Below are 13,768 nucleotides of genomic sequence, written 5' to 3'. Positions count from 1 at the left end.
GCGAGAGCCCCGGGACTCCGCGAGGAGTCCCGGGGCGGTGTTGCGCGAAGTGGACCTCGGGTCAGGCCTGCGGGCCGCCGAACGGGGCGCCGCCGGTGCCGTAGTAGGTACCCAGCTCGTCGCGGTAGCCCGGGTCGCCGAGGTGCTTCTCGCGGTCGAACTCCGGGGAGTCCTTGATCTGTTGCTTGGTGAGGCCGAGGAAGACCTTCTTCTCGCTCGGGTCGATGCTCACGACCGTGCTCGCCGGGAGCAGGACCTCCTTGCCGAAGATCCACACACCGGTGTCGACCACCAGGTAGGCGTCACCGACCTCGTCGGAGTGCTTGTCGACCTTGCCGATACTGCCGTCCGTGGCCTCGACCTTGTATCCAGTGAGGTCGGCGTCCGCGAGACGGCCCGCGGTCGACTTGTAGCTCCACACATTCTCAGTCACGCGAAAACAACTCCTCCGGTAAACGGAGGACGGCAGGAAATCACGCCGGTCCTCCTTTTCCCGTACGTCTTACACAGCGGTTTCTTCGGTGATTTCTTCAGCGGTTTCTTCGACCGCCATGGATTCGAGTGCCCGTCATCCAGGGATGCATGTCCTGTGTTCACGAGCCGGTACGGCGGACACGACGGGACCGGCTCCGTGCGGCCGTCGGGTGACACCCGACTGCTGTCGCCCTACGGCCGGAAGCCGTCGATCGCGAGCTCCATCAGGCGGTCGGCCTGGGCGGCGCCCTCGGAGTTGTCGGGCGTACGCCACAGGCAGCTCAGCAGCATGATCACGTCGGTGGGGTCCAGGCCGGGGCGTACCGCACCGGCTTGTTCGCACGCTTCGAGGAGTCGGCCGACGGCCTCGGTGACGATGACCGACGTCGTGCTGACGACCTCCTGCACGGCGGCCGTGTTCAGCGCGTCGCCCAGGCCGTGCTTGAGGCGGACGTAGGCCGCGAGGGTGGTGAACCACTGGCGTAGCGCGTCCAGCGGGGCGTGGGCGGCGAGGACCTCCGGCACGGAGCCGACGAGACGGTCCACGTCGAGGCGGTAGACCTCCAGGATCAGTGCCTCGCGGGTGGGGAAATGGCGGTAGAGCGTGCCGGCGCCCACCCCCGCGCGCTTGGCGATCGAGTTGAGCGAGACGCCCGGGGACTCGGCGAACGCGTCGTGGGCGACCTGGAGGATCGCCTCCCGGTTCTTCAGCGCGTCGGAGCGCTGCGGCGCGGTGTCGGTCATGGGGCCTCCTGGCGGACGGGGGGAGGGGGGACGAGCGGACGGGTGGACGGGTGGACGGGTGGTCCATCGGTCGGTCGTCCGACGGTCGCCCGATTGCTAAACGGAGAGTTCTCCGTTAGCGTCGCAGGAGTCAAGCGGAGAACTCTCCGGTTGCTCTCGTTCCCCATTGTAGGAGCCCCCTCGTGCGTTACATCAAACTCGGCCGCACCGGCCTCGACGTCTCCCCGGTCGCCATCGGCGCCATGACCTACGGCGAACCCGACCGCGGCCACCCCGTCTGGTCTCTCGACGAGGAGACCAGCCGGCCCCTGATCAAGCACGCCCTCGAAGCCGGCATCAACTTCTTCGACACCGCCAACCTGTACTCCAACGGCTCCAGCGAGGAGATCCTCGGCCGCGCCCTCAAGGACTTCGCCGACCGCGACGACGTGGTGATCGCCACGAAACTGCGCCATCCGATGCGCCCCGGCCCCAACGGCCGCGGGCTGTCGCGCAAGGCGGTCATGACCGAGGTCGACCACTCGCTGCGTCGCCTGGGGACCGACTACATCGACCTCTACCAGGTGCACCGCAACGACCACGCGACACCGCTGGAGGAGACCCTCGAAGCCCTCGACGACCTCGTCAGGGCGGGCAAGGTGCGCTATCTCGGGGCCTCGTCCATGCACGCCTGGGAGTTCGCGAAGGCGCTACACCTCCAGGAACGGCACGGCTGGGCACGGTTCGTGTCGATGCAGGACCACTACAACCTGCTCGCCCGTGAGGAGGAGCGGGAGATGATCCCGCTGTGCCTGGACGAGGGCGTCGGGACGATCGTCTGGAGCCCGATGGCCCGCGGCCGGCTGGCCCGCGCCTGGGACGACGCACGGTCCACGAACCGTTCCGCCACCGACGGCGCCTACGCCGACCTGCTCTACTCGCCGGCCGAGGAGGCATCCAACCACGCGATCGTCGACGCCGTCGGGAAGGTCGCCGAGGCCCACGGCGTGAGCCGCGCGCAGATCGCCCTCGCCTGGCTGCGCCGGCAGCCCGTCGTGACCGCGCCCCTGGTCGGGGCCGGTTCGACCGGGCAGATCGACGACGCGGTGGCCTCCCTGGACGTCGAGCTGACCGACGACGAGGTGCGTGAGCTGGAGGCGCCGTACACGCCTCGCCACGACTGGCAGGGCGTGTCCGACGAGGCCGAGCTCGAGGCGATCCGGGCCCGCATCCCCGGTATGGCGCTGTCGTGACACCGAAGGACGAGTCCCGGCCCGAACGGATACCAAGGAGACATCGATGACACAGACACAGACACGGGTACTGGTGACCGGAGGATCCGGCTTCATCGGGAGCTGGTGCGTGCTCGCACTGCTGCGCGCCGGGCACGACGTCCGCACCACCGTGCGCGACCTGGGGAAGGAGCCGGTGCTCCGCGCGCAGTTGCACGCCGCCGCCGAGTTCGACGACGCCAGGCTGACCGTCGTACGGGCCGATCTGCGCGGTGACGACGGATGGGCGGACGCGGTCGCCGGCTGCGCGTACGTGCTGCACGTCGCCTCGCCGACGCTGCGGAACGCGCCGGAGAGCGAGGAGGCGATGGTCGACGCCGCCCGGGAGGGTGTGCTGCGGGTGCTGCGGGCGGCACGTGCCGCCGGCGTCCGCCGCGTGGTGCTGACCAGCGCGTTCGGCGCCGTCGGCTACGGGCACCCGCCGCACTCGACGCCGTTCACGGAGGACGACTGGACGGACGTCGACGCCGACATCGCGCCGTACCAGAGGTCGAAGACGCTCGCCGAGCGCGCGGCCTGGCGGTTCATCCGGGACGAGGGCGACGGACTCGAACTCGCCGCCGTGCACCCGGTCGGCGTGCTGGGCCCCGTCCTCGGGCCCGACGATCCGCCGTCGCTGCGGCTCATCCGCGGCATGCTCGACGGAGAGATGTCCGTCTGCCCGCCCTTCGGATCGAGCTGGGTCGACGTCCGTGACGTGGCGGACCTTCATCTGCGCGCCATGACCGATCCCTCGGCGGCCGGTGAGCGCTGGCTCGCCTCCGCCGGTCGCAGCCTGCGCGGCGTCGAGGTCGCCCGCATCCTGCGCCGGCGGCTCGGCGACCGCGCCGCGCAAGCCCCCACGCGCGAACTCCCCCTGGCCCTCGCCCGCTTCCTGGGCCGGTTCAACCCACAACTGCGCGCGCTGCGCCCGCAACTCGGCCAGGACTTCGACGCCACCGGCGCGAAGGCGCAGCGGCTCCTGGGCTGGACGCCCCGCCCCATCGCCGACACCATCGCCGACACCGCGGAGAGCCTTCTCGCGCACGGTCTGGCGACGGGGAACTGAGGACCGCGGGTCACGTGCGGACCCGGTCGGCGCCGGTACCCGGTCCCCGTCGGAACGCCGACGCCCGGAAAGCCGATCGGCTCGATCGGCCACATCGGGAACAGCCGCTACGGTCACCACGGTTGCCCCGAGTGAGAGAGGGGCGCGGCACGCCCGCCGCGCCACTCGGACCACGACGTATTCCACAGGAGATCTCTTCCATGACTGACCGGCCCTTGACGCTCATGGCAGTGCACGCCCACCCCGACGACGAGGCCACCACGACCGGAGGGGTCCTCGCGCGGTACGCGGCGGAAGGCATCCGCACGGTTCTCGTGACCTGTACCGACGGCGCCTGCGGTGACGGACCAGGAGGCGTCAAGCCGGGCGACCCCGGGCACGATCCGGCGGCCGTCGCCCTGATGCGCCGTCAGGAACTGGAGGCGAGCTGCGAGGTCCTGAAGATCAGCGATCTGGAGATGCTGGACTACGCCGACTCCGGAATGATGGGCTGGCCGAGCAACGACGCCCCCGGTTCCTTCTGGCAGACCCCCGTGCACGAAGGCGCGGCCCGGCTCGCCGACCTCATGCGGCACTACCGGCCCGACGTGGTCGTCACCTACGACGAGAACGGCTTCTACGGCCACCCCGACCACATCCAGGCCCACCGCATCACCATGGCGGCGCTGGAGCTGACCGGCCTGGCACCGAAGGCGTACTGGACCACGATGCCCCGCTCGGGGATGCGGCGCTTCGGGGAGATCATGCGCGAGTTCCACCCGGACATGCCGGAGCCGGATCCCGCCGAGGCCGCCGCGATGGCCGAGATGGGTCTGCCCGACGACGAGATCACCACCTGGGTGGACACCACCGCCTTCAGCGACCAGAAGTTCGACTCGCTGGCCGCGCACGCCAGCCAGGGCGACAACATCTTCTTCCTGAAGCTGGGCAAGGAGAGGTTCGGCGAGCTGATGGGCACGGAGACCTTCCTCCGCGTCCAGGACTCCACCGGCGCGGCCGTACCCGAGAACGACCTCTTCGCCGGCCTGCGCTGACCCGCCCGCACCGCCTCCGCCACGAGGAGTCGGTCGTCCTCCGGGGTGCCCGGTGGCATCAGGCTGTGGGGTGCGGCCTCGACCACGTGCAGGTCTGCGCGTAGCGCGTCCTTCACCGTGCTACGGCACCCCCGTCTCGAACAGCACATACCCGCCGTACGACCCCGACGCGACGGCCGCGATCCCCAGCAGCAGGCACAGCGTGGGCAGGCCGAGGGTGCGGAGTCTGACGGCCAGGGGGATGAAGAGGGGGAAGCACGGGAGGAGATAGCGGGAGACGTTGCCGAAGATCTGCTGGCTGCCCAGGACCAGGGCGATGGTGAGCACCGTGTGGACGAGCAGCACGGCGGGTGGGCGCAGCCGGATCAGGAGGGGGATCAGGAGTGCGGCCAGCAGGACGGTGGCCACGGCGATGACGTCTTCCAAGGGGGAGGCGAAGAGGTAGTCGAAGCGGCCGACCGCCATGCTGCCGAAGACGTCCACGGTCTGCGTGCCGTAGTCGAAGCTGTGGGCCCAGGCGCCGCTCTGGAGCTTGAAGTAGCCGCTCAGGTCGCCCATTTCGTTGCCGACCCAGAGGAGGTAGCCGACCAGGCCGAGCGGTGCGATCGCCATCGCGACCCAGGGGCCCGCGAGGTTCTCCCGGCGGCGGTGGAGCGTCTGGAGCGCGGCGACGGTGAGGGCGGCGATGAGTGCCACGGCGGTGGGGCGGCCCAGGCCGGCGGCGAAGGTGAGGACGCCCGATGTGAGCCAGCGGTCGGTCATGACGGCGTGGCAGGCCCAGACGGCGAGGGCGATGTACAGGGACTCCGAGTAGGCCGACCACTCCATGCCGGAGCCGGGCCAGACGGCCCAGAGTCCGGCCGCCGCGAGGCCGGCCCGTCTGCCCCCGAATCGGGCGGTGACGGTGTAGATGCCGAGCGCGGCCACGAAGGAGGCGACGACCGAGACCAGCATCCCGGAGCCGTACAGGCCCAGGCCCGTGGCGTCGGAGACGAGCCGCATCGTGGCCGGGTAGAGCGGGAAGAAGGCCGCCGAGTTGCCCTCGACGGTGATCAGTCCGGTCGCACCGGGGATGTGGACGAGCGCGGGGTGGTAGCCGTGTGCGGCGATCTGCTGGTACCACCAGCCGTCCCAGGTGGCCAGTACGTCCCAGACGTGGGCGCCGCCGCCGAAGCGCGGGTTCCGCGTCCGGAAGCCGCCGTCGGAGTCCAACAGGTACATGAAGACGGCGAAGCCGATGAGCTTCAGCACGCCGTACAGCGCGAGCACGGGGCCGTAGTACCGGGCCGTGCGGCGCAGGTACCCGCCGACATGTCCGCCGACTTCCCTGCCGGAGAAGGGAGTTCCGGAGAAGGGAGTCGTGGTCGTGGAGGAGACGGGCGGGGTCAGGGTCGTCGTGTCGCTCATGTCGCGGGCGCCTCCGCCTCGCGGCGGGCGGTGCGGAACACCCAGGCCCGGAAGAGCAGGAAGCGTACGAGCGTCGCCGCCAGGTTGGCGGCGACCAGGACCCCGACTTCCGTACCGCGCGCGGGAGTTGAGGCCGCACGGTGCAGCAGTGCCAGTGCGCCGCTGGTGAGGGCCAGGCCGATCGTGAAGACCAGGAGGCCCTGGGCCTGGTGGCGCAGCGCGCCGGTACGGCCGCGCAGGCCGAAGGTGAGGCGGCGGTTCGCGGCCGTGTTGGCGAGCGCGCAGACCAGCAGGGCCAGCGCGTTGGCGGCCTGCCCTCCCGTCTCGGGGCGCAACGCGACGTACAGCAGGACGTATCCGACGGAACTCACCGCTCCCACGGCGGCGAAGCGCAGCAGTTGACCGGCGAGGCCGCCCGAGGGCGAGCGGTCTCCGGTTCGGCGCAGCCCCGCCGTGGGGAGTGTTCCACGCGCCAACTCCCTTCCTATACGGGCGATTCCGCGCAGGTCGGCCAGGGCCGTGGACACGAGGTCGACCCGGCTGTCGGGGTCGTCCACCCAGTCGACCGGCACTTCGTGGATGCGCAGTCCGGCCCGTTCGGCGATCACGAGGAGTTCGGTGTCGAAGAACCACCCCGCGTCCTTCACCAGGGGCAGCAGCCGTTCGGCGACATCACGTCGTACCGCCTTGAAACCGCACTGCGCGTCGGAGAAGCCGACCGCGAGGGTGGAGCGCAACAGGGCGTTGTAGCAACGGGAGATGGCCTCCCGCTTGGGGCCGCGCACCACCTGGGAGCCGCGGGCCAGGCGGGTGCCGATCGCGAGGTCGGAGTGGCCGGAGATCAGCGGGGCGACCAGCGGGAGGAGCGCGGCCAGGTCGGTCGACAGGTCCACGTCGACGTAGGCGAGCACGGGTGCCCGCGACCTGGACCAGGCCGTGTGCAGCGCCCGGCCCCGGCCCTTCTCGGCGAGCCGCAGCCACGTCAACTCGGGCAGTTCGGCGACCAGTTGGGCCGCGATGCACGGGGTCGCGTCCGTACTGGCGTTGTCCGCGACGGTGATGCGGAACGGGTACGGGAAGGTCTCCGAGAGGTGCGCGTGCAGGCGCCGTACGCTCGGTTCGAGGTCCTTCTCCTCGTTGAACACGGGGACGACCACGTCGAGGACGGGCTCGTGGTGGTGCGCCGACACCGGTGTGCGGAACGGCAGTTCACTCATCTGCATGGTCACGTTGTGTCCCGGTCTGTGGGCTGTCGCAGGGCATGCGGGATCGCCTGGGGGCGCGGTATCGCGTCCAGGGCTTGCGGATGGGGGGTGGCGGGGCGGGTTACCCGGAGCCCGCCGTGCCCACGGTCGCGGACGATTCCGTCGTCGGCGGTGACGTGGTCGGGCTCGTGGAGGTGTGCCGCTCCGTGGACCCGCCGGCCGTCCCCGTGCTCGCGGGCGGCGACGGTGTGTCGGTGGCGGTCGCGGGCGGGTCCGAGGACGTGGTGACCGAACTCCCGCTCCCGGTGGGTGTGTTGGAGTACCCGGTGGTTTCGGTGGGGGTCGGGCTGGCCGTCGTGCTCGGAGGCGTGTCCGGAGTGCGGCTCGGGGTGCCGGTCGGGAGCGTGGGGCTCATGGCGGGGCGGGGCAGCGGGGCCTGCGGCCTGTTGTCGACCCGGTCGTGCGGCAGCAGGAAGAAGCCGAGGCCGATCCCGGCGACCGCCAGGGCCGAACCGACCGCCTTCTGTGCCGTACGGACCCGGCGCCTGGCCCGCACTCCGGACCGGAGACGGGTCCGGTGCCTCGGCTCGAAGGGGGTCGTTTCCTGGGCGTCGCGCATCATCCGCGCGAGCTCCCGCTCGAAGTGGTCCATCAACTCCCCCTATCCCACCGGCTCGATGACATCGCCGAGGATCCGGCGCAGCCGCGCCACGCCCCGTGACGCGTGGGACCGGGCGGTGCCGACCGGACACCCCAGCACTTCGGCGACCTGCTTGTCGGGCAGGTCCTGGTAGTAGCGCAGCACCACGGCGGCCCGCTGCGCCGGCGGCAGTTGGGCCAGCGCCGCCTCCAGCCGTGAGCGCTCGGCCACGGCGGCGGACACGTCGTCCACCTGCGCGAGGTCGGGCAGGTGCTCGACCGGCCGCTCACCCCACCAGCGCCGCCGCGCCGAACGGGCCGCCGCCCGCGCCAGGATGGTGCGCACGTACGGCTCCGGTGCCTCCTCCGCGATCCTCGGCCAGGCGAACCAGAGCTTGACCAAGGCCTCCTGGAGCAGGTCCTCGGCGCGGTGCCGATCGCCTCCCGCGAGCAGACAGGCCAGATGGAACAACGCCGACCAGCGCGCTGCCACGAACCCGTCGAACCCGTCGGCCCGACTCTGTTCCATCCGTACCGTCCACCGTCCCCGTTCGGGCAAGCCCCTTACACAGAGAGAAAGGCCGTGGACCCCACCGCGCGCTGCACTTCGGTGCTGTGATCCGGGTTACACCCCGCTGCGGGGCATCGGTGGTCAAGAGTGCGTCATGTGCGAAGCCCGGCTGAGAGGGGCGGGGCCGGCAGCCGTATGGGGAGGGCGAACAGGCAGTACGTACGACTCCCGACGAAGGGCACTTCCTTGATCCCGCGACGCATCGTCCTGAGCCTCGTCGCAGGCCTCGCCTCCACGCTGCTGCTGGGGGCGTGCAACTCCTCGGACAGCGCCGGTTCCGGCAGCGCGGGCGCGGTGACCGCGCCGGCTCCGACGAGCCCCGCGCCGGTCGCCTCGACGCCGGGTGCCACGGCCACGGCGTACACCGTGTCGGCCAAGACGGTCGAGGGGGTGGGCACCGTGGTCACCGATACCAACGGGATGACCCTCTACCGCTACGACAAGGACGAGTCGAACCCCTCCAAGTGGACCTGCTCCGGTGCGTGCGTGAAGACATGGATACCGGTGATCGTGCCGGAGTCCGTACAGACGGAGGGAGTCGGGCGGAGCCTCCTCGGCACGGTCCACCGCGACGGCGAACCGCAACTCACCCTCGCCGGCTGGCCGTTGTACCGCTACGTCGGCGACACGGCGGCCGGCCAGGCGAACGGCCAGGGCAAGGACGGCGTCTGGCACGCCGTGACCCCGACCGGGGAGAAGGCCGCCGCGACGGGCTGACCCCCGGTCCTCACGGTCGGGGCCGGGGACGACGAGCGGGTCTCAGCGGTGGCCGTCCGAGCGCTTGCGGTGGAGGGTGAAGTTCTCGAACACCGACAGGTCGCCGTTCGGCTTGTTCACGTTGTAGTAGGTCACGTGCATACGGGTGGTGTCGCCCGCGTGCCGGCCGGGGTCGACGGTGAACGCGGCGAAGCCGTAGGGGTGTTCGGTGTCGCGGACGCCGATCCAGACCGCCTCCTCCTTGGTGTAGGTGGAGGTGCGCTTGCCGTTGGAGCCGGGGGTGGCCGACACGGATGTGATCACCTTGCCGGTGCCGTCCTTGAAGAAGCTCTGGTTCGTGGTGCCCGAGACTCCCCCGCCACCCAGGATCATGTGCACGGTGCCGAGACCGGTGTCGATGTCGTCGGTGACGGTGGAGACCGGGTTGGGGGTCAGCGTCTCGGTGCCGCTGACGACTCCGCGCACGGCAAGCGACCGCTCGTAGTTGTGCTCGTGGCCGCAGAGCACCAGGTCCACGCCGTACCGGTCGAAGAGGGGGCCGTACTTCTGGCGCAGGCCCAGGTCGGCGCCGTTCGCGTCGGTGGAGCTGACCATGACCTGGTGCATGGCGACGACGATCCAGTCGGTGTCGCGCGAGGCCCGGGCGGCCTTCAACTCCTTCTCCAGGAAGGCGAGTTGGCGGCCACCGGAGTAGCCGCTGATGTAGACGTCACCGCCGTCCTGGAGGCAGTTGTCGTCGTTCTGGAGCACGATGACCCGCACCGAGCCGGCCGTGAACGCGTAGTAGAGGCCCGCGAGTTCGGCGTCGGTCTCGGTGGACGGCAGGTCGAAGTAGGTCTGGTAGGCGCCGAGTCCGATCGGGCCGTTGGCCTTCTCGATCTCGTGGTTGCCGGCCGCCGGCATCCAGGGGCGGAAGCGGGCCGAACGGGTGTTGTTGGTGAAGAAGTTGTTCCAGGTGCGCACCCGGTCGACGTCCAGGTTGGCGTAGCAGAGGTCGCCGTTGAGCAGGTGGAAGAGCGGGGCGACCTGCTCGATGCCGGTGACGATGTCCTTCGTCGCGGGCGTGGAGTTCGCGTCGAGCCCGACCGTGCCGTTGGCCGCCCAGGTGACCTGCGGGGCGGACTGGTCGCCGAAGCTGGTGAAGGTGAGCGGCTTCCGGCCACGCGGGGCGGTGCGGAAGGTACCGCTGTCGGGCGTCGCGCCCTCGTGGGTGGCGAGGTAGAGGTAGTCGGTGTCCGGGGAGAGCTTGTTCAGGGCTGCGTGGTGGACGTAGACGGTGCGGTTGGAGGTGCCGTCTACGTAGGTGACGGTGCGGGCCTTGGCGCTGGAGCCGAAGCCGTGCTCCAGCGTGCCGTAGCGCACGACCGGTTTGGACACCGGTCTGTCGGTGATCCACGAGACGGTCATCTGGGTGCGCGGGTCCGCCCCGAAGGTGAGGTGCAGGCCCTGGACCGGGGACGCTCCGGAGGAGTCGGCGGTGAGGTGGAACGCCGGTGCGTCGAGCGGTGCGGCCTGTGCCGTGCCTGCTCCCAGCAAGGGGGTGACGGCGGCGCCGGCGCCGGCCGTACCGAGGAGACCCAGCGCGTGCCGTCGGCTGACCCCCTCGGACGACTGCGCCGACTCGTCCGGTGTCTCTGTCTGTGCGGTCATGGTGCCCTCCCTGGCGAGCAGTTGAGCTGACAACGTCCGCACCCTGGCGCTTCCCGGCGGCCCCTGAGTGAACAGTGCGTTGCCAGACGGTCGTTGCGAACCGAGGTGCGGGCGCGGGGGCCGAATCTTGCCCCGGGCTTTGCCAGGGGCCGCCCCTTCGTTGACACGGGCGGGCCGCCAGGCGGGGGCCAATGCACCATTTCCGGCCACCCGTCGACACCGCGTCACGGACGCGTCAGGAATCGCCCCTCCGGCGTCAGACACGCGCCAACACGGCGATACGTCCGCGCTCTCGGGCCTTTCGATGGGAGGCCGGAGTCCGGGTACGGCGAGGAGTGAGCGGCGATGGAGAGTGACGGCGGGCGGGCACGTGCCGTGGTCGGAGTGAGCGGTTCGCCGGGCAGCGTGGCGGCGCTGCACCGGGCGGTGCGCGAGGCCCGTCGTACCGACGGCGAACTGCTGGCCGTCCTCGCCTGGGAGCCGCCCGGCGGTGAACTCGCCCATGGCCGCGCCATGTTCACGCCTTCGGTGGCCGACTTGCGCCGCGCCGCCGCCGACCGGCTGCTCGCCGTTCTCGACGCGGCCTTCGGCGAGGCGGGCCCCGGGGTCCCGTTCCAGGGTCTGGTCGTACGGGGTACGGCGGGCCGCGCGGTGGAGACGGCCGACCGCGCCGACGACCAGGAGGTCGTCGGCGCGGTCGGCCGTCTCCACCAGGGCGCGGCCCGCCGTACCCCGTACGACCAGACCCTGGAACGGGACCCCGGGGCCCGCCTCGCCGAAGGCCGCGTCGAGAACGGCGAGCAGCCGGTCGNGACCGCGCGGACCGCTCCGCGCCCTGTTCCCGTCCGTCACCCGCTACTGCGTCACCCACGCCACCTGTCCGGTGCTGACGGTGCCGCCCTCACCCCTGGAGGGCGAGCTGGCCGCCCTGCACCGCCGTATCTCGCTACGGCTGGCGGTGGACGCGCGGGAACTGACGGAGGGCGGCGCCTGACCTGCCCGCCCACCCCCGTCAGCAGCGCGTTATGGGTACGGCCCTCCCCGTCAAGCATCCGTCAGCGGGCCGTCCGTACCCCCGCCCCGCAGGCATAGCTTCGAGGAAGCGCCAGGTCGGACCGACCGGGCCCCGTACATCGCCCCTACGAAGGAGCCGCACGATGTCGTCAGTCGACCGTTCCGAGGACCCCGAACCCTCCGAACCCGTCCCGGCCGGACTTCTGTACGTCCCCGTCCGGTCGGGACCCATGGGCTGCACGGCCCGCTTCTTCCGCACCCCGCTGGGCGGCCGTACAGCCGTCGCCTTCACCTCGGCGGCGAAGCTCACCGCCACCCTCGGCAGCGAGCAGGACGGCATCAAGCTCTCCGAATCCGCCCTGCGTGCCCTGGCCGCACCCCTCGGCGTCACGACCCTCACCGTCGACCCCTCGCTCTCCGCCCCGGCGGCCGACCGCACCGCGGCCACCGCCCGCGAGCGGGAGAACTCCTGGCGCCGCTGGCACCCCCAGCACATCGGTGCCCTGCGCGTGACGGGCGCGGCCGCCGCCGTCGCCTGTCTGAACCTGCTGATCGGCTGAGGAGACCCACCCATGTCCATCCTGGACGCCCCCGTTCTCCAGGTCACCGACACCGGCGACCTGTCCGTCTGGCCCCGCTCCGCCCGCCCCGCCCCCGCCGGTGACGTCACCGTCGGCGGTGTCTCCCTCACCGAGGCCGCCGACCGCTTCGGCACTCCCGTCTACGTCCTCGACGAGCGGGAGATCCGCGAGCGCTGCCGCTCGTACCGCAGGGCGTTCCCGGACGCCGACGTCGTCTACGCGGCCAAGGCGTTCCTGTGCCGGGCGATGGCCCACTGGGTGCGGGAGGAGGGGCTCGGTCTCGACGTCTGCTCGGCCGGCGAACTCGCCCTCGCCGTCACCACCGGCTTCCCGCCGGAGCGGATCGTGCTGCATGGCAACGCCAAGAGCCCCGAGGACCTGAGCACCGCGCTGCGGCTCGGGGTCGGCCGGATCGTCGTGGACAGCACCTCGGAGATCGCCCGGCTGGCCGCGATCACACCCGCCGACAGCCGGCAGCGGGTGATGGTGCGGGTGGTGCCCGGTGTGGCGGCCGGCGCCCACGTCAAGGTGCGCACCGGCACCGACGACCAGAAGTTCGGGCTGTCCATCACCGACGGCTCCGCGCAGCACGCCGTGACCCGGATCCTGGACCAGCAGCACCTCGAACTCGTGGGCCTGCACTGCCACATCGGCTCGCAGATCGCCGGCACGAAGCCGTACGTCGCCGCGGTCCGGCGCATGGTCGGGCTGTTGGCCCGCATCCGCGACCAACACGGCGTCACGCTTCCGCAGTTGGACATCGGCGGCGGCCACGCGATCGCCTACCGCCCGGGCGAGGAACACCTCGACGTCTCCGTGCTCGCGGGCCGGGTCCGCGCCGAGCTGGAGGACGGCTGCGCCCGCGCCGGGCTGCCCGTGCCCCGGCTCACCCTCGAACCGGGCCGGGCGATCGTCGGTCCCGCCGGGGTCGCCGTCTACCGCGTCCTGGCCGTCAAGCGCACCGGAGACCGCACCTTCGTCGCGGTCGACGGCGGCATGAGCGACAACCCGAGGCCCGCGCTGTACGGCGTGCGCTACGCACCCCGGCTCATCGGCCGCCCCTCTGGCGCACCGCCGCGCATGGTGACCGTCGTGGGCCGGCACTGCGAGGCGGGCGACGTGCTCGCCGACGAGGTGGCGCTCCCTGGTGACGTACGCCCCGGCGACCTCCTCGCGGTACCGGCGGCCGGCGCGTACCACCTGTCCATGGCGTCCGGTTACAACCTCGTCGGCCGGCCGCCGGTCGTCGCGGTGGCCGACGGCATCGCGCGGGTCCTGGTCCGCCGCGAGTCCCTGGACGACATGAGCCGCAGGGACATCGGGCTGTAGATCCGCGCCGCGGAGTGGTCTAGACCGCGAAGGGAGGTCAAGGTCACAGCCGCGTCCTCTGCTGCTCACCTGCGCTTTTGCCCT

14 protein-coding genes are annotated in these 13,768 nt (G+C 71.4%); 7 read left to right on the top strand and 7 right to left on the bottom strand.

Annotated elements, in window-relative coordinates:
* Positions 1 to 61: 61 nt before the first annotated feature.
* Positions 62 to 433, bottom strand: coding sequence for a PRC-barrel domain containing protein (locus JHN63_RS16450; protein ID WP_200681812.1), 372 nt, complete (start codon positions 431 to 433; stop codon positions 62 to 64).
* Between the two features lie 233 nt (positions 434 to 666).
* On the bottom strand, positions 667 to 1,218 hold the full coding sequence (locus JHN63_RS16445) for a TetR/AcrR family transcriptional regulator (RefSeq protein ID WP_200681811.1): 552 nt from the start codon (positions 1,216 to 1,218) through the stop codon (positions 667 to 669).
* Positions 1,219 to 1,400: 182 nt separating this feature from the next.
* Between JHN63_RS16445 and JHN63_RS16440 the strand changes: the two genes are divergently transcribed.
* The 3 genes from JHN63_RS16440 (at position 1,401) to JHN63_RS16430 (ending at position 4,571) form a co-directional block, all read left to right on the top strand.
* Complete coding sequence (locus tag JHN63_RS16440) at positions 1,401 to 2,450, top strand: aldo/keto reductase (RefSeq protein WP_200681810.1); 1,050 nt, start codon at positions 1,401 to 1,403, stop codon at positions 2,448 to 2,450.
* A gap of 46 nt (positions 2,451 to 2,496) precedes the next feature.
* On the top strand, positions 2,497 to 3,537 hold the full coding sequence (locus JHN63_RS16435; RefSeq protein ID WP_200681809.1) for an NAD-dependent epimerase/dehydratase family protein: 1,041 nt from the start codon (positions 2,497 to 2,499) through the stop codon (positions 3,535 to 3,537).
* Positions 3,538 to 3,737: 200 nt separating this feature from the next.
* Complete coding sequence (locus JHN63_RS16430; RefSeq protein WP_200681808.1) at positions 3,738 to 4,571, top strand: PIG-L family deacetylase; 834 nt, start codon at positions 3,738 to 3,740, stop codon at positions 4,569 to 4,571.
* 120 nt (positions 4,572 to 4,691) lie between these two features.
* On the opposite strand, the gene JHN63_RS16425 is transcribed toward JHN63_RS16430, so the two are convergent.
* The 4 genes from JHN63_RS16425 to JHN63_RS16410 form a co-directional block, all read right to left on the bottom strand.
* Positions 4,692 to 5,978, bottom strand: a complete 1,287-nt coding sequence (locus JHN63_RS16425; RefSeq protein ID WP_234477078.1) for a hypothetical protein — start codon at positions 5,976 to 5,978, stop codon at positions 4,692 to 4,694.
* Positions 5,975 to 7,195, bottom strand: a complete 1,221-nt coding sequence (locus tag JHN63_RS16420; protein ID WP_200681832.1) for a glycosyltransferase — start codon at positions 7,193 to 7,195, stop codon at positions 5,975 to 5,977. The genes JHN63_RS16425 and JHN63_RS16420 overlap by 4 nt, the downstream gene beginning before the upstream one ends.
* 109 nt (positions 7,196 to 7,304) lie before the next feature.
* Positions 7,305 to 7,835, bottom strand: a complete 531-nt coding sequence (locus JHN63_RS16415) for a hypothetical protein (protein WP_200681807.1) — start codon at positions 7,833 to 7,835, stop codon at positions 7,305 to 7,307.
* Between the two features lie 9 nt (positions 7,836 to 7,844).
* Complete coding sequence (locus tag JHN63_RS16410; RefSeq protein WP_200681806.1) at positions 7,845 to 8,351, bottom strand: SigE family RNA polymerase sigma factor; 507 nt, start codon at positions 8,349 to 8,351, stop codon at positions 7,845 to 7,847.
* 228 nt (positions 8,352 to 8,579) lie between these two features.
* On the opposite strand from JHN63_RS16410, the gene JHN63_RS16405 reads away from it, so the two are divergent.
* The gene (locus JHN63_RS16405) at positions 8,580 to 9,110 is read left to right on the top strand and encodes a hypothetical protein (RefSeq protein WP_200681805.1); all 531 of its coding nucleotides are present in this window, start codon (positions 8,580 to 8,582) and stop codon (positions 9,108 to 9,110) included.
* 42 nt (positions 9,111 to 9,152) lie between these two features.
* On the opposite strand, the gene JHN63_RS16400 is transcribed toward JHN63_RS16405, so the two are convergent.
* Complete coding sequence (locus JHN63_RS16400) at positions 9,153 to 10,760, bottom strand: metallophosphoesterase family protein (RefSeq protein WP_200681804.1); 1,608 nt, start codon at positions 10,758 to 10,760, stop codon at positions 9,153 to 9,155.
* A 345-nt stretch (positions 10,761 to 11,105) separates the two neighbouring features.
* Between JHN63_RS16400 and JHN63_RS16395 the strand changes: the two genes are divergently transcribed.
* The 3 genes from JHN63_RS16395 (at position 11,106) to lysA (ending at position 13,684) form a co-directional block, all read left to right on the top strand.
* Entirely contained in the window at positions 11,106 to 11,852 is a 747-nt protein-coding gene (locus JHN63_RS16395; RefSeq protein ID WP_307781901.1) for a universal stress protein, read from the top strand.
* 65 nt (positions 11,853 to 11,917) lie between these two features.
* Entirely contained in the window at positions 11,918 to 12,334 is a 417-nt protein-coding gene (locus JHN63_RS16390) for an SAV_915 family protein (RefSeq protein ID WP_200681803.1), read from the top strand.
* A 12-nt stretch (positions 12,335 to 12,346) separates the two neighbouring features.
* Entirely contained in the window at positions 12,347 to 13,684 is a 1,338-nt protein-coding gene (gene lysA, locus JHN63_RS16385) for a diaminopimelate decarboxylase (RefSeq protein WP_200681802.1), read from the top strand.
* Positions 13,685 to 13,768: the final 84 nt, after the last annotated feature.

The organism is Streptomyces sp. MBT65 (assembly GCF_016612545.1).
Taxonomy (GTDB): domain Bacteria; phylum Actinomycetota; class Actinomycetes; order Streptomycetales; family Streptomycetaceae; genus Streptomyces.
This window is presented reverse-complemented; position numbering and strand designations above follow the sequence as displayed.

Excerpts from the sequence above, each read along its gene's own strand:
- JHN63_RS16420 (WP_200681832.1), bottom strand. The coding sequence starts at position 7,195 with ATGAGTGAACTGCCGTTCCGCACACCGGTGTCGGCGCACCACCACGAG.
- JHN63_RS16425 (WP_234477078.1), bottom strand. The coding sequence starts at position 5,978 with ATGAGCGACACGACGACCCTGACCCCGCCCGTCTCCTCCACGACCACG.
- JHN63_RS16415 (WP_200681807.1), bottom strand. The coding sequence starts at position 7,835 with ATGGACCACTTCGAGCGGGAGCTCGCGCGGATGATGCGCGACGCCCAG.
- JHN63_RS16435 (WP_200681809.1), top strand. The coding sequence starts at position 2,497 with ATGACACAGACACAGACACGGGTACTGGTGACCGGAGGATCCGGCTTC.
- JHN63_RS16410 (WP_200681806.1), bottom strand. The coding sequence starts at position 8,351 with ATGGAACAGAGTCGGGCCGACGGGTTCGACGGGTTCGTGGCAGCGCGC.
- JHN63_RS16400 (WP_200681804.1), bottom strand. The coding sequence starts at position 10,760 with ATGACCGCACAGACAGAGACACCGGACGAGTCGGCGCAGTCGTCCGAG.
- JHN63_RS16390 (WP_200681803.1), top strand. The coding sequence starts at position 11,918 with ATGTCGTCAGTCGACCGTTCCGAGGACCCCGAACCCTCCGAACCCGTC.
- JHN63_RS16430 (WP_200681808.1), top strand. The coding sequence starts at position 3,738 with ATGACTGACCGGCCCTTGACGCTCATGGCAGTGCACGCCCACCCCGAC.
- lysA (WP_200681802.1), top strand. The coding sequence starts at position 12,347 with ATGTCCATCCTGGACGCCCCCGTTCTCCAGGTCACCGACACCGGCGAC.
- JHN63_RS16445 (WP_200681811.1), bottom strand. The coding sequence starts at position 1,218 with ATGACCGACACCGCGCCGCAGCGCTCCGACGCGCTGAAGAACCGGGAG.